This is a genomic window from Kitasatospora sp. NPDC088346 (genome assembly GCF_044740765.1).
GTDB lineage: Bacteria > Actinomycetota > Actinomycetes > Streptomycetales > Streptomycetaceae > Kitasatospora.
Genome location: NZ_JBIURH010000005.1, coordinates 34,372 through 57,319, shown reverse-complemented (window position 1 = coordinate 57,319; position 22,948 = coordinate 34,372). Strand labels below are relative to the sequence as shown.

Genomic DNA, 22,948 nt, shown 5'->3' with positions numbered 1-22,948 from the left:
CCTGTGCGCCGTCCCGCGGACCGCCCGGTCCGGGGGTGGCCGGGGCGCGTCCCCGAAAGGTGACGCTCACTCATGAACGCACTGTCCGAAGGCCGTTCGACGCTGGCCAGACGCTCCTTCCTGGGCCTCGGCCTCGGCGCCGGAGCCTCGCTCGTGCTCGCCGCCTGCGGCGACACCGGCCCGTCGGCCGCCGGGGCCGGCGGCACGGGCGGAACCCTCCGGTGGGGCTGGGCCCTGCCCACCTCCTGGGACCCGGTGTTCTCCTCGGCCGGCTGGGACGTGCACAGCCTCTCCCTGGTCTACGCCGGCCTCACCAAGCTCGACGAGCAGGGCGCGGCCGTCCCGGCCCTGGCCACCGGCTGGACGTACACCGCGGACGGCACCTCGGTCACCTTCCGGCTCCGGCCCGGCCTCACCTTCGGCGACGGCAGCCCGCTGGACGCCACCGCCGTCAAGAAGAGCCTGGACCGCGGCCGCACCGACCCCAAGTCGCTGGTCGCCCCGCAGCTGGTGCACGTCAAGGAGGTCACCGCGCCCGACCCGGCCACCGTCGTCCTGCAGCTCACCCAGCCCGACTACCAGATCCCCAACCTGCTGGCCGGCAAGACCGGCATGATCGTCAACCCGAAGGCCTTCGAGGCCGACCCGACCGCCCTGGCCACCCAGCCGGCCGGCGCCGGCCCGTTCACCCTCACCTCGTACACCCTCAACACCAAGGCCGTGCTGCGCCGCAACCCCGCCTACTGGGACGCGGCCTCGATCAAGCTGGAGAACTTCGAGCTCTACCCGACACCGGACGCCGCCACCGTGGTCGCCGGGCTGCAGTCCGGGCAGTTCGACGTCGCGCAGATCCCCGGCAGCCAGGTCGCCGCCGCCAAGGCCGCCGGGCTCGACGTCCAGGTGATCCCCTCGCTGGTGGTGGCGGTGCTCGACGTCAACACCACCAAGGCGCCGTTCGACAACCCCGACGTGGTCGAGGCGCTGAAGTACGCCATCGACCGCGAAGCCCTGGTGAAGACCCAGCTGTTCGGCTACGGCGAGGTCAACTACCAGCCCTTCCCCAAGGGTTACGTCGGCCACGACCCCGGGTCGGAGGACCTGTTCCGCCACGACCCGGACCGGGCCCGCGCCCTGCTCGCCAGGGCCGGCCACGCCGACGGCGTCGAGCTGACCATCACCACCTCCGCCGCCCAGGGCCTGCCCGAGCAGCTCCAGGCGCAGCTGAAGGAGGTCGGCATCCGCACCACCATCGAGGTGATCCCGGCGGCCCAGGCCACCCAGATCGTCTACATCCAGCACTCCAAGGCGCTGTTCACCGACCAGTTCGCCGGCCGGGACTCCGCCCCGCAGGCCTTCCAGGTGCTGTTCGGCGAGCAGGGCCTGATGAACCCGGGGCGCACCACGCCGCCGGAGCTCAAGGAGGCCGTCGAGAAGGTCTCCCGGACGCCGCTGGACTCGCCCGACTACCCCGCGGCGCTCCAGGCCGCCACCGCGGTCGCCGTCCGCACCATGCCCAACGTCTTCCTCTACAGCGTGCCGCGGCTGCTCGCCCGGCGCCGCTCGGTCTCCACCATCCCCTCGTTCACCGTGGTGCAGCGCTTCGAGGGAGTGACCGCGTCGTGAGCGCCGTACTCGCGCCCGGACGGATCGCCGTGGCGGGTCCGCTCGCCCGGCGGGCCGCCCGGGCGCCCCGGGCGGCCGGCCGGGTGCTGGCCGGGACCGTCACCGTGTTCCTGCTCTCCTCACTGCTGACCTTCGGGCTCGGCGCGGTCTCCGACGCCAACCCGGCGGCCGCCGTCCTCGGCGAGACCGCCACCCCGGCCGACATCGCCCGGCTCGACCACGAGTTCGGCCTGGACCGCCCGCTGCCCGAGCAGTACGGCAGCTGGCTGGGTCACGCGCTCGGCGGCGACCTCGGACGCTCCTGGTTCACCACCGTCCCGGTCGCCGACTCCATCACCGCCGCCCTGCCCGTCGACCTCTCCGTCGCCGGACTCGCCCTGGTCCTCGCCGTGCTGCTCGGCGGGGCGGCCGGGATCGCCGCCGCGCTCAGCAACGGCGGGCGCACCGACCGCGCGGTCACCGCCGTCTGCACCGTGCTGGGCACCCTGCCGGCCTTCGTGATCGCCATCGGACTGATCACCCTGGTCGCCGTCCAGCTGCGGCTGCTGCCGTCCGGGGGGTACGTGCCGTTCGGCCGCGACCCCGGCCAGTGGCTGCGGTTCGCCCTGCTGCCGGCCCTCGCGCTCAGCCTGGACGCCGCCGCCGGGATCGCCCGCCAGCTGCGCACCTCGCTGGTCGGAGCGCTGCGCGAGAACTACGCCACCGGCGCGGTGATGCGGGGCCTGTCCGGGCGCCGGGTGCTCTTCGGCCACGTCCTGCGCAACGCCGCCGGGCCCGCCGTCACGGTGCTCGGGATGAGCGTGCCGATGCTGATCGGCGGGGCCGTCGTCACCGAGCGGATCTTCAACCTGCCCGGGATCGCCCAGCTCTCGCTGCGCGCCGCCGAGCAGCACGACGTCCCGGTGATCCAGGGCACCCTGCTGGTCACCGTCGCGGTGGTGCTGATCGCCAACCTGGCCGTCGACGCCGGGCTCCTCGCGCTCAACCCCGCGGCCCGGCGAGGCCGTTCGGGACCGGCAGGGGAGGGCGGCGGGCGATGAACATCCTGCGCTCCACCGTCCGGGTACCGATCGCCCGGGCCGCCCTCGCGGTGCTCGCCGCCGTCGCCCTGCTCGCCCTGTTCGGCGACCGGCTGGCCCCGCTCGACCCGCTCGCCCAGGACACCGCCCGGATCCTCCAGGGCCCCGGCGCCGCCCACCTGCTGGGCACCGACTACCTGGGCCGGGACGTGCTCAGCCGCCTGCTGGCCGGCACCGGCCTGTCCGTGCTCACGGCGGTCGAGGCGGTCGGCGCGGCCCTGGTGCTCGGTGTGCTGCCGGGGCTGGCGTCGGTACGGTTCACGGCGGCCTTCACCTGGATCTCGCTGCGCGCGGTGGACGCGCTGATGACGCTGCCGTTCACGCTGTTCGCGATCGCCGCCGTCGGGGTGCTCGGCAACGGCCTGCACCAGGCCATGCTGGCCCTCGGGGTGCTGCTGGCACCCCTGTTCTTCCGGGTCACCCGGGCCGCCGCACTCGGCCTGGACCGCGCCCAGTACGTGGAGGCCGCCGAGCTGATGGGCGCCTCCCGGAGCTGGATCCTGCGCGTCCACATCTGGCGCAAGGTGCTGCCGACCGTCGCCGTCACCACCGCGCACGCACTGGCCACCAGCCTGCTCGCGGTCTCCTCGCTGACCTTCCTCGGCATCGGCGTCCAGCCGCCCGCCCCGACCTGGGGCGGCATGCTCGCCAGTGACCTCGGCTTCCTCGCCCAGCAGCCGTGGGCGCCGGCCCTGCCCGCCGTCCTGATCATGCTCACGGTCGGCGCCCTCAACCTGCTCGCCGACGCCGTCCGCGACGCCGAACCGGGCGACCGTGCCGGCGGGGCCGACCGTGCCGCAGCGGGCGCCCCCGCCGCCGTCCCGGACACCGCCGCCGTCCCGGACACTGCCGCCGCACCGGACACCGCCCGGAAGGAGAGCGCCGATGAGTCCCTCACCCGCTGAGCGCCGCACCACGCCCGGTCGCCCCGCGCTCACCGTCGAGGGCCTGCACATCACGGTCGGGCACGGCCGCGCCGAGGCCGTCCGGGACGTGTCCTTCACCGTCCACCCCGGCGAGGCCGTCGGCCTGGTCGGCGAGTCGGGCAGCGGGAAGACCCTCATCTGCCGGTCCGTGCTCGGCCTGCCCGCCCCCGGGGTGGGGATCGCGGCCGGCCGGATCGCCCTCGGCGGCACCGCGCTCACCGCACTGACCGACCGCCAGTGGCAGGGGATCCGCGGCAGCCGGCTCGGCGCCGTCTTCCAGGACCCCGGCTCGTACCTCAACCCCGCGCTCACGGTCGGCCGCCAGCTCGCCGAACCTCTGCGGACCAGACTCGGCCTGAGCCGTGCCGACGCCCGCGCCCGGGCCGTGGAACTGTTCGCCTCGGTCGGCCTGCACCGCCCCGAGCTGGTGCACGACCGCTACCCGCACGAGCTGTCCGGCGGCATGCTCCAGCGCGTCCTGATCGCGATCGCGGTCAGCGGCGAGCCGGACCTGCTGATCGCCGACGAGGCGACCACCGCCCTGGACACCGTGGTGCAGGCCGAGGTGCTGGACCTGCTCGACCGCCTGCGCACCGCCCGCGGCCTGGCCCTGCTGCTGGTCACCCACGACCTCGCGGTGGTCGCCGAGGTCTGCGACCGGATCCTGGTCTGCTACGCGGGCGAGATCGTCGAGGACGGCCCGACCGCCGAGGTGGTGGCCGCCCCGGCGCACCCCTACACCGAGGCGCTGCTGAAGGTCGCCGCGCTCGGCGACCGCCACCGGCGCGAGCTCGCCGTCATCCCCGGCCGCCCGCCCGAGGCCGGCGCCGCCGGGCCCGGCTGCCGGTTCGCCGACCGCTGCACCTACGCGACCGACGCCTGCACCACGGGCCCGGTCCCGCTGCGGCCGGCCGGCCCCGACGGACGCCTGGTCCGCTGCCTGCGCGCCGCCGAACTCGCCCTGCAAGGAGCCACCGACCGAACGGAGGTGCCCGCATGACCCTCACCACCGACCTGCCCGCCCGCACCGGCACGGCCCCCGCGCCGGGCGAGCCCCTGCTGCGGATCAGCGGCCTCGGCGTCTCGTACGGCGCCGGCGCCCGGGTGCTGACCGGGGTCGACCTGGACGCCCGGGCCGGTGAGATCCTCGGCGTGATCGGTGAGACCGGTTCCGGCAAGACCACCCTGGCCCGGGCGGTCGTCGGGCTCGCCCCGGTGGTCGAGGGGCGGATCACCGTCGACGGGCACGACCGCACCGCCCTGCGCGGCCGGGCGCTGCGCGAGGCCCGGCGCGGCGGCCTCGTCCAGTACATGTTCCAGGACCCGCTGCGCTCCCTGGACCCAGACCTGACGGTCCGTCAACTCATCGGCGAGCCGCTCGCGGTGGCGGGGGTGGCCCGGCAGGGTCGGGAGCCGGAGGTGCTCGCCGCGCTCGACCGGGTCGGGCTCGACCGCGCGCTGGCCGACCGCACCCCCGGGCGGCTCTCCGGAGGTCAGCGCCAGCGCGTCGCCCTGGCCCGCGCGATCGTCACCCGGCCCCGGCTGCTGCTCGCCGACGAACCGGTCAGCGCCCTGGACGCCTCCAACCGCAACCACGTCCTGCGGCTGCTGGACCGGCTCCGCCGCGAGCTCGACCTCGCGATCGTGGTCATCTCGCACGACCTCGACTCGCTGGCCGGGATCGCCGACCGGATCGCCGTCCTGTACCGCGGCCGGCTGGTCGAACAGGGCCCCGCCGAACCCGTTCTGGACCGGCCGCTGCACCCGTACAGCGCGCTGCTCGCGGCCTCCGCTCCCGGCCTCGACCGGCGGCGCCGGGCCGACCTCGCCCTGCTGCGCACCCCGGCGCAGGCCTCCCCGCCCGGCGCGGCCTGCGTGTTCGCCCACCGCTGCCCGTTCGCGGACGCCGACTGCGCCGCCCTCCCGGCGAGCCGGCCGCACGGCCCCGGCCACAGCGCCGCCTGCCACCACGCGCCCGACTGGCGCACCCGCCGACCCCGCTGATCCCCTGCCGACCCCGCCTCCTGGAGCCGTTCCATGTCAGCCGTCGAGTTCATCGGCATCGCCGCCACCCAGCCCCTCAGCGAGACCGGCGCAGCCCCCGGCACGCCCTCCCCGGCCGCCGCCCGCCCCCGTCGCGAGGTCGGGGACCCGGCCGGTCCGGCCGTCCAGCCCGGCTACCTCAAGGCGCTGGCCGACGCCCACGAGCAGGCCGGCTTCGACCGGGTCCTGGTCGCGCACTCCTCCGCCAGCCCGGACGGCTTCACCGTCGCCGACCAGATCCTCACCCACACCGCGCGGCTCGGCGTGCTGCTCGCGCACCGCCCCGGCTTCGTCGCGCCGACCCTCGCCGCCCGCAAGTACGCCACCCTGGACGCCTTCCACCCCGGCCGGATCGCCCTGCACGTGATCACCGGTGGCGACGACGCCGACCAGGCGAGGGACGGCGACCTCAGCGACAAACCCACCCGCTACCGCCGCACCGACGACTTCCTCCAGGTGGTCAGGAAGAGCTGGGAGTCGGCCGAACCCTTCGACCACGGCGGGGAGTTCTACACCGTCCGCGGTGGCTGGTCGGCCGTGCGCCCGGCCCGGCCGATCCCGGTCTACTTCGGCGGCGCCTCGCCCGACGCCGTCCGGGTCGGCGGCCGGCACGCCGACGTGTACGCCTTCTGGGGCGAGCCGCTGGCCGGCATCGCGGCCCGGATCCGCGAGGTCCGGGAGGCGGCCGCCCCGCACGGCCGCGACCCCCGGTTCAGTGTCAGCCTGCGCCCGATCCCGGCCGCCACCGAGGCCGAGGCCTGGCAGCGCGCCGAGGAGATCCTGCGGCTCACCAAGGAGCGTGCGGGCGAGTTCAGGAAGGCCTTCGACCTGGATCACGCCGCCCAGCACGGCTCGCGGCGGCTGCTGGAGTTCGCCGACCGGGCCGAGGTGCACGACAAGCGGCTGTGGACGGCCATCGCCAAGGCCACCGGCGCGGCCGGCAACTCCACCGCACTGGTGGGCTCCTTCGAGCAGGTCGCGGAATCGCTGCTGGACTACACCGCGCTCGGCGTCTCCACCCTGCTGATCCGCGGCTTCGACCCGCTGGCCGACGCCCGCGACTACGGCGAACTCGTCCGCCTGGTCCGCGAGCAGGCCGACGCCGGTGAGCTCGCCGGGGCCGGCCGGCCGTGACCGGGGGCGGTCCGGCGGCGAACGGCCGCCGGTCACCCTGCGCGATGCTCCGCCGTTCCTGATCCGGCCCTGACAGATGTGATGACGTGCCGTCAGCTGAGGAGGAGGATGCTCCTCCGGCAGTCAGCTCAGTTGTATCGCGTGCGTACCGCAGGCCCCACCGCAACCACGGGAGATCGCTGCATGACCCAGGCCCCGCCCGCCCCGGCCGCTCCGGCCCTGGCCCCGCCCGACCTGGCCCGGCTGCCCGAGCTGACCGCCGCCCTGGCCGCCCGCGCCGCCGACCACGACCGGGACGCCGCCTTCCCGTCCGACGGCATCGAACTCGTCCACTCCGCAGGCCTGTTGACGGCCACCGTGCACCCCCGGCACGGTGGTGCCGGAGCCGGCCTCACCGACACCGTACGGATCCTGCGCGCCCTCGGCGCCGGCGATCCCGCCGTCGCCCTGGTCACCGCGATGACCCTGTTCACCCACGCGGCGCAGGCCCGGGACCCGCACTGGCCCGCCGAACCGCTGGCCGACCTGCTCGCGGAGTCCGCCCGACGGCCCACCCTGGTCAACGCGTTGCGGGTGGAACCCGACCTCGGTTCCCCCGTCCGCGGCGGGCTGCCCGCCACCGTCGCCCGGCGGCGCGGCGACCACTGGGAGCTGACCGGTCGCAAGATCTTCTCCACCGGCGCCCCCGCGCTGCGCTGGCTGCTGGTCTGGGCCCGCACCGACGAGCTCGTACCCCGGGTCGGATTCTTCCCGGTCCGGTCCGACCGGCCCGGGATCACCGTCGAGGCGACCTGGGACCACCTCGGCCTGCGCGCCAGCCGCAGCGACGACGTCCTGCTCGACGAGGTGCCCGTCCCGCTCGACCACGTCGCCCGGCTCACCGCCCCCGGCGCGGACGGCGGCCGCGACCCGGTCGCCGGCGCCTGGAACTCCCTCGGCCTCACCGCCCTGTACCTCGGGGTGGCCCGCGCCGCCCAGCACTGGCTGACCGGCTTCCTGCACGAGCGCACCCCGACCGCGCTCGGCGCGCCGCTCGCCACCCTGCCGCGTTTCCGGAGCGCCGTCGGCGAGATCGAGATCGCCCTCGGCGGCGCCGAACGCCTGGTCGCCGCGCTGGCCGCCGCCGTGGACGCCGGGGAGCCCGGCGCCGCCCGGGAGTCCGCCGGCGCCAAGCTGCTCGGCACCCGGGCGGCGATCGACGCCGTCCAGCAGGCCGTCGCCCTCGTCGGCAACCACGGACTCACCCGCCACCACCCGCTCCAGCGCCACCTCAGGGACGTGCTCTGCAGCCGGGTGCACACCCCGCAGGACGACTCCGTCCTGCTCGCCCTCGGCGGCGCCGCCCTCGACCGCGGCGCGCCCGACCCCTCCGCCCCGAAAGGCCACTGAACCATGCCCGTCGAGTTCATCGGAATGATCTCCACCCAGGACGTCTCGGAGACCCGCCCCGCCACCGGCCCGGTCGTCGACCGCGACTACACCCGCCGCTTCGCCCAGGCCCACGAGGAGGCCGGCTTCGACCGGATCCTGGTCGCCCACTCCTCCGCCAGCCCCGACCCGCTCCAGGTCGCCGCGTACGCCGCCGCCCACACCGAGCGGCTCGGCCTGCTGATCGCCCACCGCCCCGGCTTCATCGCGCCGACCCTGGCCGCCCGCACCCTCGCCACCCTCGACCAGTTCTCCGGCGGCCGGGTCGCCGTCCACATCATCACCGGCGGCCACGACGCCGAACAGCGCCGCGACGGCGACTACCTCGGCAAGGACGAGCGCTACGCCCGCTCCGACGACTACCTCACCGTGCTCGCCAAGGCCTGGACGGCCGACGCGCCGTTCGACCACGACGGGCCGTACTACCGGTTCGCCGACTTCCGGTCCGAGGTCCGCCCGGTCGGCCGGATCCCGGTGTTCTTCGGCGGCTCCTCCGAGGCCGCCTACCGGGTCGGCGGAAAGCACGCCGACACCTTCGCCCTGTGGGGCGAACCGCTGGCCGAGACGGCCCAGCAGATCGCCTCCGTGCGCGCCGCCGCCGCGGCCGTCGGGCGGGTCGAGCAGCCCGGCACCAGCGTCTCCTTCCGGCCGATCCTCGGCCGCACCGAGGACGAGGCCTGGGAGCGCGCGCACGGCATCCTGGACACCATCCGCGCGAGGGCCGACGCCTTCGGCGGCCGGCGCGCGATCCTGCCCACCGGCCCCGGCGCCGCGCCGCAGAACGTCGGCTCCCAGCGCCTGCTGGCCGCCGCCGCCAAGGCCGACCGGCACGACCGCGCGCTGTGGACCGCCCCCGCCGCCGCGACCGGCGCCGCCGGCAACTCCACCGCCCTGGTCGGCACCCCCGAGACGGTCGCCCAGGCCCTGCTGGACTACGTCGACCTCGGCGTCACCACCCTGCTCATCCGCGGCTACGACCCGCTCGACGACGCCCTCGACTACGGGCGCGAGGTCCTCCCGCTGGTCCGTCAGGAGGTCGCCCGGCGCGACGCCGCGCGCCTGGCCGCCGACCGCGCCGCCGAGGCCGCCGGGGCCTCCCGCGCCGCCGAGGACGCCTCCCGCGCCGCCGACGCCGTGGGCGCCGGCCGGTGAGCGCGACCGCCCCCACCCCGCTGCGCCCCGCCGAGACCTGGCACCCGGCCGCCGGCGTCACCCGGCGCGGGACCGTCCTGCTGCTCCCCGGCCGGGGCGAACACCCCGGCGTGTACGCCCGGTTCGGGCGCCGCCTGGCCTTCGACGGCTACAGCGTGCACGCCCTCGCCACCGCCGACGCCCTGGCCGAGCGGGTCGCCGCCGCCCGGGCCGACCCGGGGCCGTTGGTGCTGGCCGGATCCGACACCGGCGCGCTGCTCGCGCTGGCCGCGGCCGCGGCCACCCGGCCCGACGCCCTGCTGCTCGCCGCCGTCCCGGTGGACGGCGGGAGCCCGGGCACGGCCTGCGACTGGACGGACGAACTGGCCGCCCGCACCGCCTGCCCGGTCCACCGGGGCCTGCTGGCGGAGGATCCGGGCTTCCGGGCCGGCCGGCTGGCCCAGGAGGTGCCCGGCGAACTGGCGGCGGCCGCTGCGGCCGCCGCCCCGGACCTGCCGGTCCTGCTGCTGCACGGCGCCGCCGACCCGGTGGCGCCGCCCGCCGCCGCCCGCCGGCTCGCCGCCCGGCTGCCCCGCGCCCGGCTGGTGCTGGTCACCGACGGGCTGCACGACGTGCTCAACGACGTCACCCACCGGAGCGTCGCCGCGCGGATCGTCCAGTGGCTGGAGCGCCTGCGCATCGGCCCGCACCTGCCGCACCTGCTGACCGAAGTGCCCGCCGCCGAGGAAGGAACCCGACCGTGACCGCCGTCGACGACCGCCCCACCGCCGCCACCCGGCCCGCCGCCACCCGCACCACCGGCACCGCCGCCACCCGCACCGCGCCGCCGGCCGATCTGCTCCGCCGCACCCTGCGGCGGCACGCCACCGGCGTCACCGTGATCACCGTCCCGGGCCCGGCCGGGTTCACGGCGACCTCGTTCACCTCGGTGAGCCTGGATCCCGCACTGGTCTCCTTCTACCTGTCCGCCACCGCCTCCGCCGCGCCGGCCGTCCGGGCCGCCGACGCGTTCACCGTCCACCTGCTCGGCCGGGACCAGGAGGAACTGGCCCGGCGGTTCGCCCGCAGCGGCATCGACCGGTTCGCCGGCACGTCCTGGCAGCCGGGCGAGCACGGCACCCCGCTGCTGGACGGTGTGGCCGCCTGGCTGACGGCCCGCCCGGTGCTGTTCCAGCCGGTCGGCGACCACCTGCTGGTGGTCGGCGAGGTCCTCGCCGCCGGCGCCGACGAGGGCGCGCCGCTGCTGTACCACGACGGCGGTTTCGGCGGTTTCAGCCCGGCCGGGGCGGACCGGGGATGACCCTCACCGCGCACTGGTTCCTGCCCACCACCGGCGACAGCCGGCACGTGGTGGGCGGCGGGCACGGGTCCACCCCCGGCACGGCCGGCGCGGACCGGCCGCCGACCGTCGAGTACCTGGGCCAGATCGCCCGCAGCGCCGAGCAGTTGGGCTTCGCCGGGGCGCTCACCCCGACCGGGGCCTGGTGCGAGGACGCCTGGCTGACCACCGCGATGCTGACCCGGGTCACCGAGCGGCTGAAGTTCCTGGTCGCCTTCCGCCCGGGCCAGCTCAGCCCCACCCTGGCCGCCCAGATGGCCACCAGCTACCAGAACCAGTCGCACGGCCGGCTGCTGCTCAACGTGGTCACCGGAGGGGAGTCCGCGGAACAGCGCGCCTACGGCGACTTCCTCGACAAGGACGGCCGCTACGCCCGGACCGACGAGTTCCTGGACATCACCGGCCGGCTCTGGCGCGGCGAGCGGGTCGACCACCACGGTGCCCATCTGCGCGTCGAGGGAGCCGAGTTGACCCGGCTGCCGGAGCCCGTCCCGGAGGTGTACTTCGGCGGCTCCTCGGCCGCCGCCGAACGGGTCGCCGCCCGCCACGCGGACGTCTACCTGACCTGGGGCGAGCCGCCCGGGCAGGTCGCCGGGAAGATCGCGCGGATCCGGGCGGCGGCCGCCGCCCACGGCCGCACCCCGCGGTTCGGCATCCGGCTGCACACCATCACCCGGGACAGCTCCGCCGAGGCCTGGGCGGAGGCCGGTCGACTGCTCGCCGGCATGGACCCGGAGCGGGTCCGGCGGACCCAGGAGGCGCTGGCGCGCAGCGAGTCGGAGGGGCAGCGCCGGATGCGGGAGCTGCACGGCGGCGCCACCGACCGGCTGGAGGTCTCACCGAACCTCTGGGCCGGGATCGGGCTCGTCCGGGGCGGCGCCGGAACGGCCCTCGTCGGCAGCCACCGCGAGGTGGCCGACCGGATCGAGGAGTACCACGCGCTGGGCGTCGACGAGTTCGTCCTGTCCGGCGTCCCGCACCTGGAGGAGGCGTACCGGGTCGGCGAGGGCGTCCTGCCGGAGCTCGCCGCCCGGGGCCTGTGGCGGCACCCCGTCACGGAGCGCTAACGGGCCGTCACGGATTCGCATACAGTGCGTCCGGCCGGGTACTCCACAGGAGGGACGCGAGCGGAATCGTTCCGTCCGGTCGGAGGGTCAGGAGAATGCCGTGGTGACCTGGTGGCGTACAGCTGTGTCCTGGTGGGAGCGACGTCGGAGTCCGCAGGAGCGTCCGGAACTGGCCGTCGACATCCGTCGCACGGTCTTCACCGCCGACTTCACGTCCACCCGTCAATGGGTGGCCGGGCGCAGCAGCGCCTATCCGGGCATGGGCCCCACCAACCGGGGCGACCACAAGCTCGACTACCTGACCCCGCGGCGGATCGAGGGCGGCACCTTCGCCGCCACCCGGCGGGGCGCCGGCGACCTGTGGGACTGCGACCTGCTGACCACCGAGGGCAGCCCCGACGGCTTCCAACTGCGCACCGGGGACGCCCTGCGGGCCGAGGTCACCCTGCCCACCGGCCTCGGCGCCTGGCCCGCGATCTGGACCTGGCGCGCCGGCGGCAACGAGATCGACGTCTTCGAGTACCACCCGGACAACCCCAACACCCTGGAGCTGTCCAACCACGTCCGCGGCGGCTACCGCTACTGGCTCGGGCCGCCCGGGCAGGTCGCCCCGGGCTCGACCACCACGCTGCGCACCGAGTTCGGCTCCCGGTCGGTCGACTGGTACGTCGGCGACCGGCTGGTCTACTCCGACCGCCGCGGGGTCGGGCCGTCCTGGCACGCCTACCTGATCGTCAACCTCTCGGTCGCCGACGGGACGTACCACGCCCGCCCGAGCTCCTCCGGGCCGGACCGCCTCGCCTGGACCTGCCACAGCCTGGAGGTGCTGCGCTGACCGCGCGCGGGCCGACGGGTGCGGGGGAGGGACCGGCGGGAGGCATGTCTAGGATGGCACCTTCCTCCCGCCCGGTCCGCGCCCCGCCCGTCGCCCCGGGCGCCGCCCGACCGGAAGGTGCCCGATGCGCGTGCTGCTCGTGGAGGACGAACCCGACCTCCGGGCGATCATCGGATCCGGACTGCGCGAGGCCGGCTTCTTCGTCGACCAGGCCGGCGACTGGCCCACCGCCGACGAACTCCTCGCCCGCAACGCCTACGCCTGCGTCGTGCTGGACCGCCTGCTCCCGCACGGCGACAGCCTGGACGAGCTGCAGGACCGCCGCCGCCGGGGCTGGTCCCTCCCCGTGCTCTGCCTCACCGCGCTGCACACCCTGGACGACCGGCTGGCCGGCTTCGAGTCCGGCGCCGACGACTACCTGGTGAAACCGTTCGCCCTGCCCGAACTGGTGATGCGGGTCCGCAGCCTGGCCCGCCGCGCACAGCAGCGCACCCCGGTCTTCCTGCGCTGCGCCGACCTCGAACTCGACCTGGCCCGCCGCGAGGTCCGGCGGGCCGGGGTGCTGCTCTCGCTCAGCCCCAAGGAACTCGCCGTGCTGCACCACCTGCTGGCCGGCACCGACCGGGTCGTCACCAAGGGCGAGCTGTTCAGCCACTGCTGGGACGAGTTCGCCGAGCCCTCCTCCAACGTGGTCGAGGCGGTGGTGGCCGGGCTGCGCCGCAAGCTCGGCGGCCCGCCGCTGATCCACACGGTCTGGGGGCAGGGCTTCCGGCTCACCGAGGCCCCGGCCCGGTGAGCCGCCCGGCCGCCCAGGCCCGCCGCAACCTCTCCCGGCTCAGGCTCCGGCTGACCGCCGCCTACACCGGCATCATCGTGATCGGGCTGGCCGCGCTCTCCTTCCTGCTGATCCGCACCGACGCCCGCTCGGGCCGGTCCGGGGAGTACGACGAGATGCGCCGGCGGGCCGCCGTGACCGCCTCCCTGATCTACTACCAGGACGGGCGGCTCCAGCTCGACGGACTGCAGGACGACGAGGCCACCACCGGCAACCCCCAGGTCGCCGTGCTGCTGCGGCAGGTGGGCACCGCGGAGCGCTACCGGCCGGTCTTCAGCAGCCGCAAGGCGCGCTTCCCGGTCGACCCGGCCCGGCTGGCGGCGACCGCCGACCGGGCCCTGGCGGAGGACGACACCGCCACCGCCGACGGCGCCGACGACACCGGCCACCCGGTGTACCTGCTCGCCGTCCCCTTCTACGAGGACGGCACCGAGCGGCAGGCCGGCGCGGTCGTGGTGGTCGGCGACCCGGATCGCGGCTCCGCCGAACGGCACCGCCTGGCCGTCACCCTCGCCCTCGGCTGCGCCGCGTTCGCCGCGGTCGGCGCGGCCGCCGGGCACGCCTTGAGCGGCCGCAGCCTGCGGCCCGCCTGGCGGGCGCTGGAGCAGCAGGAACGGCTGCTGGCCGACGCCGCGCACGAGCTGCGTACCCCGGTCGCGGTGATGCGGGGCGCGGTCGACCTGGTGGAGTCCGGCCTGGCCGCGCTGCCGGAACACCTGCCGAGGCTGCGCCGGGCCTCCGACCGGATGGCCGACGTGATCGAGAACCTGCTGGTGCGCGCCCGCCTCCAGGCCGGCGCCGACCTGCCGCGGCGCGAGCCCGTCCGGCTGGACCAACTGGTGGAGGCGGTCTGCGCGGACCTCCCCGCCGAGCCGCCGTACCGGCTGCGCATCGAGTCCGAACCGGCCGTGGCGGCCGTGGACCCGGGGCTGGTCCGGCTGGCGGTGCGCAACCTGCTGGACAACGCGGTGCGCCACGGGGTCACGCCCGGTACCGGGGTCGCCGACCTGACCGTCCGGGTCGCCGGGGCCGAGGTGTCGGTGGCCGACCGGGGCCCGGGTGTCGACCCGGCCGAACTCGCCGGCGTCTTCGACCGGTTCCACTCGCCCGGCGGTGGGACGGGGATCGGGCTGTCCCTGGTGCACTGGGTCGCCCGGGCGCACGGCGGCCGGGCCGGGGCGCGGGAGGGCGGCGGGGCGGTCTTCGCGCTCGAACTGGCCGCGCCGCGGGCGCGGCGATCCGGATGGCGGCGCGGGTGGCGGCGTGGGCGGTGGGCGCAGGAGCCGCGGCCGGGCGTCCTCACGGATTCCTCATGACCGTCCCGGAAGGATGACCGAGGTGCCGGCAGCCGCCGGCAGGTCGTCCTCTCCAGGAGTGCACGTGCGCCGACACGCTTCCCCCGTCCTGCGTCGCAAGGCCGTCCTGGCCGCCCTGGCCGTCGGTGTGGTCACCGCCGGCGGGGTCGGCTTCGCGATGTCCGACGCCTCGGCCGGCACCCGGCCGGGCAGGCCCGTCGCGAAGCCCTCGCACGGCGGTCACCGGCCCGGCCCGGCCATGCCGGGCACGGTGACAGCCAACCCGGCGAGCCCGAACCCGCTGCCCCCCACGGCGTCCCCGGGCCCGGCCACCGGCGCCCCGGCGCCCTCCGCCGACGCCGCGCAGACCGGTGCCCGGAAGGTGGTGCCGCCCACCCCGCACGTCGGATTCGACTACCAGATCGGCGGCCCCTACCAGCCGTCGGCCGGTGTCGGCGCGGTCTCCCGCGACCGCAGCGCCCCGCCCGCCGCCGGGCTCTACAACGTCTGCTACGTCAACGCCTTCCAGGCCCAGCCGGACGCCACCGGGTGGTGGGAGAGCAACCACCCGGCGCTGCTGCTGCGTGACGCCCAGGGCCGTCCGGTGATGGACGAGGACTGGGGCGAGGCGCTGCTCGACGTCTCCACGGCGGACAAGCGCACCCAGTTGGCGGGTGTCGTCGGCGGCTGGATCGACGACTGCGCCGCCAAGGGCTACCAGGCGGTCGAGCCGGACAACCTGGACTCCTACGAGCGCTCCGGCGGCCGCCTCGACAAGTCCCACAACGCCGCGTTCGCAAAGCTGCTGGCCGCCCGGGCGCACGCCGACGGTCTGGCGATCGGCCAGAAGAACACCACCGACCTGACCGCGCAGCGGGCGGCGATCGGCTTCGACTTCGCGGTCTCCGAGGAGTGCGGGCACTACGACGAGTGCGGCGGTTTCGCGTCGGCGTACCAGAACCGGGTCTTCGTGATCGAGTACGGTGCCGCGGACTTCGCCAAGACCTGCAAGGCCTTCGGCGGGACGCTCTCGGTCGTCCAGCGCGACCGGGACGTCCGGCCGGCCGGCACGGCGGGGCACGTCTTCAGGACCTGCTGACGCGGCGCAGTCGCAGAGGGACCTCTCCTCAGCTGACCCTCTGTCAGAAACGCCTGCCGTCAGCTAGCGTGAACACGGTACTGTCCGCCCTCGCCGTACGGAGGCCGCCCGTGACCGTGCACGTCATCCCCGGGAGCGCGGCCGTCACCTGGACGTACGGGGCGATGGCCGTCGCGACCGCGGCCGCGGCGGGGGCGTTCGCCGTCCAGGGCGGTCCGTTCAGCGAGTGGATCGGCGCGGCGGGAGTGGTCAGCGCGGTGCTCGCGCTGACCACCTCCGTCGGCTTCCTGTTCCGCCCCGACAGCCTGCCGGTGGGGCTCGGGGTGATCGCCTCCGGGCTCCTGATGCTGCTGTGGGGGATCGGACTCCAGGGGCTGGCGCTGGTCGGCGTGGTGGTCTCGATCGTGCGCGGCGTCAGCGTGCTGGGCAGCGGCCTGCGGACCACGTCGCTCGCCGTGGCCTTCGTCCTGCTCAACGTGCTGCTCTGGCAGTGCTCCCGGCGGATGGTGATCGCGGCGGGAGGGGGCTGAGTGGCCGCCGTCAGCCTTGGGCCCGCTTGCGGTAGCCGTCCAGAACGTCCTGCCGGAGCATCGATCCGAAACCGGCCGACTCCAGGCGCAGGCCCAACTGTGCCTCGGTGATGCCGAGTTCGGCCGCCGTGCGGCCGGGGTGCCAGTCATGGGCGGCCAGCCGGTCGAGCAGGTGGCCGCGGCGGACCTGGTTCTCGGACAGCCGGAACGTCTTCAGGTAGGCGATCCGGCCGTCCTCGTCGGTGATCGCCTCGCCGATGTGGTTCTCCTGCTTGAGCCGGAACGGCGGCAGCAGCCGGGCGAGCGTGAACCGGCCCATCCGGTGCAGGGCGCGCACGCCGTAGTCCACGCCGAGCAGCCCGCCGGCCAGCGACGCGTCGTGGAAGGCGGCCCACTCCCGCTCCTGCCGGTCGGCCGCCGCCCGCAGATCGACCGACGAGCGGATCCCGGCGTCGGCGATCCGGGCGCGGAACTCCGGCACCGGCGCCGCCAGCGTCGCGTAGTGGTGGACGAGCTCGCCGAAGAGGTCCTGGACGAGGGTCGGATGCAGGGCCCGGTAGTCGTCCGGGTGCGGCACGACGAAGGCACCGGCGAGCGCGTCGGCGACGTACACCAGCAGCCCGCACTGGCCGGGGTGCAGCTCGAAGACCCGCAGCGCACCGCCCAGTTGGCGCACCTCGGCACCCAGGTACGCCTCCTCGGCGCGCGGCGGCAGCCCGTGCCGGACGGCCCGCCGGGTCCACTGCTCCCAGGCGATCGGCGGGCCGCCGAGATGCCGGGCCAGATAGCCGTCCACCGCGAGGTGCTGCGGCAGGAACCGGGCCCGGGAGCGGCCGCGCCGCCGGTCGGCGCGGCCGGGGAAGTGCAGCGACACCCGCTGCGCGGGCCCGTCGCCGGAGCGCACCAGCTGGGTGCCGTAGGCGGCCGCGACCGTCCCGTCCGCAGCCCAGTCGGCGACGAACCCGTGCGGCACGTAGCGGAGTTCGCCGTCCTCGCCGCCGAGTGCGAGGCGGTGCAGCCGCAGCCCGTCGACGGGCTCCGCGCGCACCAGCGGCACCAGCCGGACACCGCCCCAGACCTGGGCGGGCCGGGTGGTGAGGCCGGTCAGGTCGAGCGTGCTCACGTCGACTCCTCCCGATCGGTCGGTCCGGTCGTGCTGCGCGTCCCGGCGAGGAAGCGGTCGATCCGGGCGTCGAGGTGGGCGGTGAGCTCGGCCAGCCCGGTCCGTCCCTCGGCGAACTGGGCGAGCTCGACCAGCGCGGGCAGGTCCTCGGCGTCCCGCAGCCCGGCCGTGGGCACGCCCGGCGCCAGCCGGCGCACGTCGAAGTCGTCCGCGTCGTAGACCGGATTGAGATGGACGATGCTGACGCGGCGCTCCGGATCGAGCCTGGTCCGCCAGATCCGCAGCACCTCGCCGGCCAGCCCGGGCGGAGCGTTGTCCCAGCCGTCGGAGACGATCAGCAGCCGCTGCGGGGCGGTGTCCAGCGCGTCCAGGATCCGCCGGCCGAGCGGCGTCGGACCGCCGGGACGGGCCATCAGCGGGTCGGTCCGTCCGGAGGTCCACAGCGCGGTGTACTCCCCGGCGAGCGCCTCCAGCAGGTAGTGGCAGGCCAGGGCGGCGGCCAGCGGCCGGCGGCGCTTGGTGCCGGAACCGTAGCTGGAGAAGCTGTCGTCCAGCACGGCGGCCACCCGTCCCCAGCGGCCCCGCTGCTCGCCGGCCGCCCGCCCGGCCGCCGCCCGCAGGGCGCCGGTCAGCTCGTCCCGGCGCCGGGCCCGCTCGTCCAGCGGCAGCGCGAGCACGTACGTGGCGAGCCGGGTCAGCGGCATCCGGGCCAGGTCCGCCCGGACGGCGTCGGCTCCCGCGGCGTGCGCCGAACCCTGGAGGCGCAGCTGTTCCAGACGGGTCAGCCGGGGCGCGATCCGGGTCAGGAAGTCGACCCGCGGGACGCCGTGGCGCGCCGCGAAGCCCTCGGCGACGGTGTACGGCAGCTCGTACAGCGCCGACTGCTGGTAGTGGGCGCGCCGCCAGGTCTCCAGGATCGGCGTCCGGTACCGCGCCACGGACCGCGGAGCGAACAGGAACGGCCCCAACTCGTCGGTGGTGGGCCTGAGATGAGCGTGCCGCAGGGCGATGCGGACACCACTGCGGTACTTCACGGCGTCGAACGCCGGGTCCGGGCGGGCCGCGGTCCAGTCGCGTACGATCGCCCTGGTGCGGCGGTTGTTCACCCTGGCCCGGCGCAGCGCGCGGAACAGCCCGTACACCCGCTGCGGCGGCAGCAGCGACAGCCGCCGGGCGATCAGCCGGCCCTCGGTGCGGCGCTGGGCGGCGGTGGCCTCGCCGGCGTTCTCCAGCAGGTTGCGGACGATCAGCACCGCGTTGTGGTCGTTGATGTCCAGGGCGAGCGTCGCCGCGTACAGGTCGCGGTAGTTGCCCAGCAGGTACGCGTGCAGGAAGTCGAGCGACAGCCGCTGCTCGGCGGCGTCCGAACGGAACTCGCGCTGGCCGGTGGCGGTGATCGCCGCGTTCACGAACAGCAGCACGTCGTCGGCGGCGATCAGGTCGCCGTACGAGTCCATCGGTTCCTCTTCCCCCGGGGTGCGAAGGCCGGCCGGGGAATGGGGGCGCGAACTGCGAATCATTGCGGTAGAGGCAGGTTCCGGAAGTCGCACCGGAGTCCCGCGGCCGGCCCGGAGACGGTAACAGACCCGGCCGCGGGAACTCCAAGGAGAATCAGTGGCCCCGGCGGACCCACTCCTCCAGGTGCGGTGCCTCGGCGCCGATCGTGGTGTCGTCACCGTGCCCGGTGCGCACCACGGTGTCCGGCGGGAGGGTCAGCAGCCGGTCCCGGATGGAGTCGACGATGGTCGGGAAGTCCGAGAAGGACCGCCCGGTGGCGCCCGGCCCGCCCGCGAACAGGGTGTCGCCGGTGAACACCGTGCCGAGGGCCGGTGCGGACAGGCAGACCGCACCCGGGGCGTGCCCGGGGGTGTGCAGCACGGTCAGCTCGACGCCCGCCACCGCCAGGCGCTGCCCGTCGGCCAGCGGCCCGTCGGGATCGCGGTCGGGGTGGGTCTGCTTCCACAGGGCGGTGTCGTCCGGGTGCAGCAGGATCGGCGCACCGGTGCGGGCGGCCAGCGCGGGACCGGCACCGATGTGGTCGTTGTGGGCGTGGGTGCACACGATCGCGGTGAGCCGGCGCGCCCCGACGGCCGCGGCGATGGCGTCGGCGTCGTGCGCCGGGTCGATCACCACCGCCTCCTCGTCGTCGCCGACGATCCAGACGTTGTTGTCCACCTCCCAGCTGCCGCCGTCCAGGTCGAAGGTCCCGGAGGTGACCACCCGCTCGATCCGCGCCGCGGTCACAGGACCACCACCGAACGCAGGACGTCACCCTCTTGCATCCGGGTGAACGCGTCCTCGACCCCGGACAGCGGGATCGTCTCGCTGACGAACGCCTCCAGGTCCAGACGGCCCTGGAGATAGAGGTCGATCAGCAGCGGGAAGTCCCGGCTGGGCAGGCAGTCGCCGTACCACGAGGACTTCAGCGAGCCGCCCCGGCCGAACACGTCCAGCAGCGGCAGCTCCAGCTTCATCTCCGGCGTCGGCACCCCGACCAGCACCACGGTGCCGGCCAGGTCCCGGGCGTAGAACGCCTGCCGGTACGTCTCCGGCCGGCCGACCGCCTCGATCACCACGTTCGCGCCGTTGCCCCCGGTCAGCTCCCGGATCGCCTCGACGGGGTCGTCGGAGCGGGCGTTGACGGTGTCGGTGGCACCGAGCTTCGCGGCACCCGCGAGCTTGCGGTCGTCCAGGTCGACCGCGATGATCCGCGAGGCACCGGCCAGCCGCGCGCCGAGCACGGCGGCACTGCCGACCCCGCCGCAGCCGATCACCGCGACCGTGTCGCCCAGCCCCACCGCACCGGTGTTGACGGCCGCGCCCAGCCCGGCCATCACCCCGCAGCCCAGCAGGCCCGCCACCGCCGGCGCCGCCCGTGGGTCGACCTTGGTGCACTGCCCGGCCGCCACCAGGGTCTTCTCGGCGAAGGCCCCGATGCCCAGGGCCGGCGACAGCGCGGTGCCGTCGGCCAGCGTCATCCGCTGCACGGCGTTGTGCGTGTTGAAGCAGTACCAGGGCCGCCCGCGCCGACAGGCCCGGCACTGACCGCACACCGCACGCCAGTTGAGGATCACGAAGTCACCCGGCGCCACCTCGGTGACACCCGGACCGACCGCCTCGACGATCCCGGCCGCCTCGTGCCCGAGCAGGAACGGGAACTCGTCGTTGATCCCGCCCTCCCGGTAGTGCAGGTCGGTGTGGCAGACCCCGCACGCCTGCACCTGGACCAGGGCCTCACCCGGGCCCGGGTCGGGCACCCTGACGGTCGCCACCCGCACCGTCGCGCCCTTCTCCAACGCGACGACTCCCTGTACCTGCTGAACCATCCGTCAGACACCCTTCGTCCGCCGGCCGCGCTCGTGACGCGGCCGGTCCGTCGTTCGGCCACCCGCCACGGCGTTCACCGCGGCGCGGGTGGGTCCGGCCTGCTCGCTCGCTCCCGAACCTACCGCTGTCCCGGCTCGCCCGAGTGCCAGCGGCACGAATCCGTCGGGCCGCGGTGTTTGAACCTGGGCTGCGGGGTGAGACGAGGCCCTGGCCGGGCAGGGGTCCGGCCGACCTGTCGTCAGGAGGGTTCGCATGGCCTGGGTGATCGTCATCATCGCCGTCCTCGCGGTCATCGCCGCCACCGGGTACGTCCTCGTGCTGCCACAGCTGCGCACGAGGCGACTGCGGGAGCGGTTCGGCCCCGAGTACGAGCGCGCACTGCGGGGACACGGCGACGACGTCCGCGCGGCCGAACGGGAACTGACCGCCCGCGTCCGGCAGACCGAGGCGCTGCCGCTGCGCCCGCTGGGCGCCGCCGAGCGGGAGGCCGCACGCGCGCGGCTGACCGAGGTCCAGGAGCTGTTCGTCGACGACCCGGGCCGGGCCGTCGGCGAGGCCGACCGGCAGCTCACCGAACTGCTCGACCGCCTCGGCTACCCCGCCGACGGCCGGCCGGAAGCCCTGTCCGTCCACCACGCCCCCGCACTGCCGGCCTACCGCACGGCGCTCGGCACCCTGGAACGCGCCCAGGCCGTGCAGGTCGGCACCGAGGAACTGCGCTGCGCCCTGGTGGCCGTCCGCGACCTGACGCAGCGGCTGCTGGCGACGGACGTCGCCGAGCCGGCCGGCGCGCCGCGGCCCGCGCTGCGCAAGGCGCCCGCCCCCGCGGACCAGCTCAGCCGCGGACCAGCTGAACCGCGGACCAGCTGAACCGCGGCGCGGCCGCACCCGCGCGCGTTCGTTCCGTACACCCGAGGAGGAGACGACCATGTCCGAGAACAAGCGCACCGATCCCGCGGCGGCCGGCCCCGGCCGGCCGCCGCACGCCGAACGCCCCGAGGGCGAACGGCCGCACGCGGAGCCGTCCCGCGGCGACGGGGGCGGGCCCGCCGAGGGCCGCCCGGTGCCGAGCGTCCCGCGCCAGGCCGAGCCCGGCGAGCGGCACCGCCCGGCGGCCGCCGGGCAGCAGGTCCTGCCCGGCGAACCGCATCCCGCCCCCGGCGCGCACCCCGGCACCCCGATCGGTGGCACCGGCTGGCTCCCGACCGACCGGGTGGAACGGCTCTCGGCCGAGTGGCACGTCGTGCAGAGCGGTTTCGTGGACGACCCCGGCCAGGCCTGCCGCCAGGCGGACGCCCTCGTCGAGAAGGCCGCCGCCCTGGTCGCCGAGGCGGTCGCCGAACAGCGCCGGGACCTGCGCGCCGACGACTCCCCGGCCGAGGACGGCGCCCCGGACACCGAGAGCCTCCGCCTCGCCATGCAGGACTACCACCGGCTGCTCGACCGGCTGCTGGCGGCCTGAACCGGGGCCGGCCCGATGGCCGACGGACCGGGCCGGGCCGGCGGTCCGCCGGTCGGGTGACCGGAAGTCCTGGGCGGCGATCCGGCGTTCCGCGCAGGTGCGCGCCGGACCGGGCCGCCCGGTGGCTTCTCCCGAACGGCGGACAACCCGGCGGTGTCCCGGGATGATGGGGCGTCAGGAGGACGCCCGTGACGAGACCCCCTCGAAGGAGACTGTGCAGGCCGGAGGAGCGGGACCCGCCCGGCGCGCAGATCTACCACGTCTGCCCGGGCGTCGAGTGCTGCGGCGACCAGGACGGGGAGCCCGTCCGTGCCGATCCCGGCGAGGACGTCGATGAACTCGGCCTGGCCGGCGAACTCGTGGACGGGACCGCGGGCATCCCGTACCCGGCAGTCCCCGCTGCGGTCCGCCGGGTCCGCGGAGCCCTCCGCCGCGGGATCCCGCTGGACGGACGGTGTCATGAGTGCGACGGTCCGCTCGTCTGGGCCGGTACGAGCTGGCACCCCCACGGCAGCCGGGACCACGCCGGCCTGCGGCGGACCCTCGACCGGGCCGTCCTCCGGGTCCTCGTCGAGCTGGCTGCCGGCCGTCGCGGGCCCTGAGCCCCGGGAGCCGGGTGGCGGGCGTGGGAGACCCTGACCTCGGCCCCGC

General features: G+C 75.7%; 23 protein-coding genes. 19 read left to right on the top strand and 4 right to left on the bottom strand.

The annotated features are described in order from the left end of the window. Positions 1-72 precede the first annotated feature (72 nt). The 16 genes from ACIOFR_RS09620 to ACIOFR_RS09545 all read left to right on the top strand — a co-directional run bounded on the left by ACIOFR_RS09620 (position 73) and on the right by ACIOFR_RS09545 (position 16,385). Complete coding sequence (locus ACIOFR_RS09620; RefSeq protein WP_400994155.1) at positions 73-1,623, top strand: ABC transporter substrate-binding protein; 1,551 nt, start codon at positions 73-75, stop codon at positions 1,621-1,623. After that, a complete protein-coding gene (locus ACIOFR_RS09615) occupies positions 1,620-2,663 on the top strand; it encodes an ABC transporter permease (protein ID WP_400994153.1) in 1,044 nt (347 codons plus the stop codon). The genes ACIOFR_RS09620 and ACIOFR_RS09615 overlap by 4 nt, the downstream gene beginning before the upstream one ends. Further along, on the top strand, positions 2,660-3,607 hold the full coding sequence (locus ACIOFR_RS09610) for an ABC transporter permease (protein ID WP_400994151.1): 948 nt from the start codon (positions 2,660-2,662) through the stop codon (positions 3,605-3,607). Before ACIOFR_RS09615 ends, ACIOFR_RS09610 begins: the two co-directional genes overlap by 4 nt. Continuing rightward, positions 3,588-4,628, top strand: a complete 1,041-nt coding sequence (locus ACIOFR_RS09605; protein ID WP_400994148.1) for an ABC transporter ATP-binding protein — start codon at positions 3,588-3,590, stop codon at positions 4,626-4,628. The genes ACIOFR_RS09610 and ACIOFR_RS09605 overlap by 20 nt, the downstream gene beginning before the upstream one ends. After that, on the top strand, positions 4,625-5,632 hold the full coding sequence (locus ACIOFR_RS09600) for an ABC transporter ATP-binding protein (protein WP_400994145.1): 1,008 nt from the start codon (positions 4,625-4,627) through the stop codon (positions 5,630-5,632). Before ACIOFR_RS09605 ends, ACIOFR_RS09600 begins: the two co-directional genes overlap by 4 nt. A gap of 33 nt (positions 5,633-5,665) precedes the next feature. Further along, a complete protein-coding gene (locus ACIOFR_RS09595; RefSeq protein WP_400994143.1) occupies positions 5,666-6,805 on the top strand; it encodes an LLM class flavin-dependent oxidoreductase in 1,140 nt (379 codons plus the stop codon). Positions 6,806-6,988: 183 nt separating this feature from the next. Further along, positions 6,989-8,194 carry an acyl-CoA dehydrogenase family protein gene (locus ACIOFR_RS09590; protein WP_400994140.1) on the top strand — a complete coding sequence of 402 codons (1,206 nt, stop codon included), beginning with the start codon at positions 6,989-6,991 and terminating at the stop codon, positions 8,192-8,194. A gap of 3 nt (positions 8,195-8,197) precedes the next feature. Further along, positions 8,198-9,385 (top strand): LLM class flavin-dependent oxidoreductase, encoded by a 1,188-nt coding sequence (locus ACIOFR_RS09585; RefSeq protein WP_400994137.1) that lies wholly within the window; start codon positions 8,198-8,200, stop codon positions 9,383-9,385. Beyond that, positions 9,382-10,128, top strand: coding sequence for an alpha/beta hydrolase (locus ACIOFR_RS09580; protein ID WP_400994134.1), 747 nt, complete (start codon positions 9,382-9,384; stop codon positions 10,126-10,128). The genes ACIOFR_RS09585 and ACIOFR_RS09580 overlap by 4 nt, the downstream gene beginning before the upstream one ends. Beyond that, entirely contained in the window at positions 10,125-10,685 is a 561-nt protein-coding gene (locus ACIOFR_RS09575; RefSeq protein ID WP_400994131.1) for a flavin reductase family protein, read from the top strand. The genes ACIOFR_RS09580 and ACIOFR_RS09575 overlap by 4 nt, the downstream gene beginning before the upstream one ends. Beyond that, positions 10,682-11,791, top strand: coding sequence for an LLM class flavin-dependent oxidoreductase (locus ACIOFR_RS09570; protein ID WP_400994128.1), 1,110 nt, complete (start codon positions 10,682-10,684; stop codon positions 11,789-11,791). Before ACIOFR_RS09575 ends, ACIOFR_RS09570 begins: the two co-directional genes overlap by 4 nt. 103 nt (positions 11,792-11,894) lie before the next feature. Beyond that, positions 11,895-12,626 carry a beta-glucanase gene (locus ACIOFR_RS09565; RefSeq protein ID WP_400994125.1) on the top strand — a complete coding sequence of 244 codons (732 nt, stop codon included), beginning with the start codon at positions 11,895-11,897 and terminating at the stop codon, positions 12,624-12,626. Between the two features lie 124 nt (positions 12,627-12,750). Beyond that, positions 12,751-13,422: a response regulator transcription factor gene (locus ACIOFR_RS09560; RefSeq protein ID WP_400994122.1), complete on the top strand. Its 672-nt coding sequence runs from the start codon at positions 12,751-12,753 to the stop codon at positions 13,420-13,422. After that, positions 13,419-14,777, top strand: coding sequence for a sensor histidine kinase (locus tag ACIOFR_RS09555; protein WP_400994118.1), 1,359 nt, complete (start codon positions 13,419-13,421; stop codon positions 14,775-14,777). Before ACIOFR_RS09560 ends, ACIOFR_RS09555 begins: the two co-directional genes overlap by 4 nt. A gap of 64 nt (positions 14,778-14,841) precedes the next feature. Beyond that, the gene (locus ACIOFR_RS09550) at positions 14,842-15,855 is read left to right on the top strand and encodes an endo alpha-1,4 polygalactosaminidase (RefSeq protein WP_400994115.1); all 1,014 of its coding nucleotides are present in this window, start codon (positions 14,842-14,844) and stop codon (positions 15,853-15,855) included. Between the two features lie 110 nt (positions 15,856-15,965). Beyond that, entirely contained in the window at positions 15,966-16,385 is a 420-nt protein-coding gene (locus tag ACIOFR_RS09545; RefSeq protein WP_400994112.1) for a hypothetical protein, read from the top strand. A gap of 10 nt (positions 16,386-16,395) precedes the next feature. Here the strand turns inward: ACIOFR_RS09545 and ACIOFR_RS09540 are convergent, their stop codons facing one another. The 4 genes from ACIOFR_RS09540 to ACIOFR_RS09525 form a co-directional block, all read right to left on the bottom strand. Next, entirely contained in the window at positions 16,396-17,508 is a 1,113-nt protein-coding gene (locus ACIOFR_RS09540; protein ID WP_400994109.1) for an ARPP-2 domain-containing protein, read from the bottom strand. Beyond that, on the bottom strand, positions 17,505-18,965 hold the full coding sequence (locus ACIOFR_RS09535) for a hypothetical protein (protein WP_400994106.1): 1,461 nt from the start codon (positions 18,963-18,965) through the stop codon (positions 17,505-17,507). The genes ACIOFR_RS09540 and ACIOFR_RS09535 overlap by 4 nt, the downstream gene beginning before the upstream one ends. Positions 18,966-19,119: 154 nt before the next feature. After that, positions 19,120-19,752: an MBL fold metallo-hydrolase gene (locus ACIOFR_RS09530; RefSeq protein WP_400994103.1), complete on the bottom strand. Its 633-nt coding sequence runs from the start codon at positions 19,750-19,752 to the stop codon at positions 19,120-19,122. Continuing rightward, positions 19,749-20,834: an S-(hydroxymethyl)mycothiol dehydrogenase gene (locus ACIOFR_RS09525; RefSeq protein ID WP_400994100.1), complete on the bottom strand. Its 1,086-nt coding sequence runs from the start codon at positions 20,832-20,834 to the stop codon at positions 19,749-19,751. Before ACIOFR_RS09525 ends, ACIOFR_RS09530 begins: the two co-directional genes overlap by 4 nt. A 253-nt stretch (positions 20,835-21,087) precedes the next feature. Between ACIOFR_RS09525 and ACIOFR_RS09520 the strand changes: the two genes are divergently transcribed. The 3 genes from ACIOFR_RS09520 to ACIOFR_RS09510 all read left to right on the top strand — a co-directional run bounded on the left by ACIOFR_RS09520 (position 21,088) and on the right by ACIOFR_RS09510 (position 22,899). Next, positions 21,088-21,705 (top strand): hypothetical protein, encoded by a 618-nt coding sequence (locus ACIOFR_RS09520; RefSeq protein WP_400994097.1) that lies wholly within the window; start codon positions 21,088-21,090, stop codon positions 21,703-21,705. 58 nt (positions 21,706-21,763) lie between these two features. Then, positions 21,764-22,297, top strand: coding sequence for a hypothetical protein (locus tag ACIOFR_RS09515; RefSeq protein ID WP_400994094.1), 534 nt, complete (start codon positions 21,764-21,766; stop codon positions 22,295-22,297). 188 nt (positions 22,298-22,485) lie between these two features. Continuing rightward, positions 22,486-22,899 (top strand): hypothetical protein, encoded by a 414-nt coding sequence (locus ACIOFR_RS09510; protein ID WP_400994091.1) that lies wholly within the window; start codon positions 22,486-22,488, stop codon positions 22,897-22,899. The last annotated feature ends 49 nt before the right edge of the window (positions 22,900-22,948 follow it).

What these genes read in the sequence shown, in the direction of transcription:
- ACIOFR_RS09620 (WP_400994155.1), top strand. Translation starts at nt 73, where the DNA reads ATGAACGCACTGTCCGAAGGCCGTTCGACGCTGGCCAGACGCTCCTTC.
- ACIOFR_RS09610 (WP_400994151.1), top strand. Translation starts at nt 2,660, where the DNA reads ATGAACATCCTGCGCTCCACCGTCCGGGTACCGATCGCCCGGGCCGCC.
- ACIOFR_RS09605 (WP_400994148.1), top strand. Translation starts at nt 3,588, where the DNA reads ATGAGTCCCTCACCCGCTGAGCGCCGCACCACGCCCGGTCGCCCCGCG.
- ACIOFR_RS09600 (WP_400994145.1), top strand. Translation starts at nt 4,625, where the DNA reads ATGACCCTCACCACCGACCTGCCCGCCCGCACCGGCACGGCCCCCGCG.
- ACIOFR_RS09595 (WP_400994143.1), top strand. Translation starts at nt 5,666, where the DNA reads ATGTCAGCCGTCGAGTTCATCGGCATCGCCGCCACCCAGCCCCTCAGC.
- ACIOFR_RS09590 (WP_400994140.1), top strand. Translation starts at nt 6,989, where the DNA reads ATGACCCAGGCCCCGCCCGCCCCGGCCGCTCCGGCCCTGGCCCCGCCC.
- ACIOFR_RS09585 (WP_400994137.1), top strand. Translation starts at nt 8,198, where the DNA reads ATGCCCGTCGAGTTCATCGGAATGATCTCCACCCAGGACGTCTCGGAG.
- ACIOFR_RS09570 (WP_400994128.1), top strand. Translation starts at nt 10,682, where the DNA reads ATGACCCTCACCGCGCACTGGTTCCTGCCCACCACCGGCGACAGCCGG.
- ACIOFR_RS09560 (WP_400994122.1), top strand. Translation starts at nt 12,751, where the DNA reads ATGCGCGTGCTGCTCGTGGAGGACGAACCCGACCTCCGGGCGATCATC.
- ACIOFR_RS09535 (WP_400994106.1), bottom strand. Translation starts at nt 18,965, where the DNA reads ATGGACTCGTACGGCGACCTGATCGCCGCCGACGACGTGCTGCTGTTC.
- ACIOFR_RS09525 (WP_400994100.1), bottom strand. Translation starts at nt 20,834, where the DNA reads ATGGTTCAGCAGGTACAGGGAGTCGTCGCGTTGGAGAAGGGCGCGACG.
- ACIOFR_RS09520 (WP_400994097.1), top strand. Translation starts at nt 21,088, where the DNA reads ATGGCCTGGGTGATCGTCATCATCGCCGTCCTCGCGGTCATCGCCGCC.
- ACIOFR_RS09515 (WP_400994094.1), top strand. Translation starts at nt 21,764, where the DNA reads ATGTCCGAGAACAAGCGCACCGATCCCGCGGCGGCCGGCCCCGGCCGG.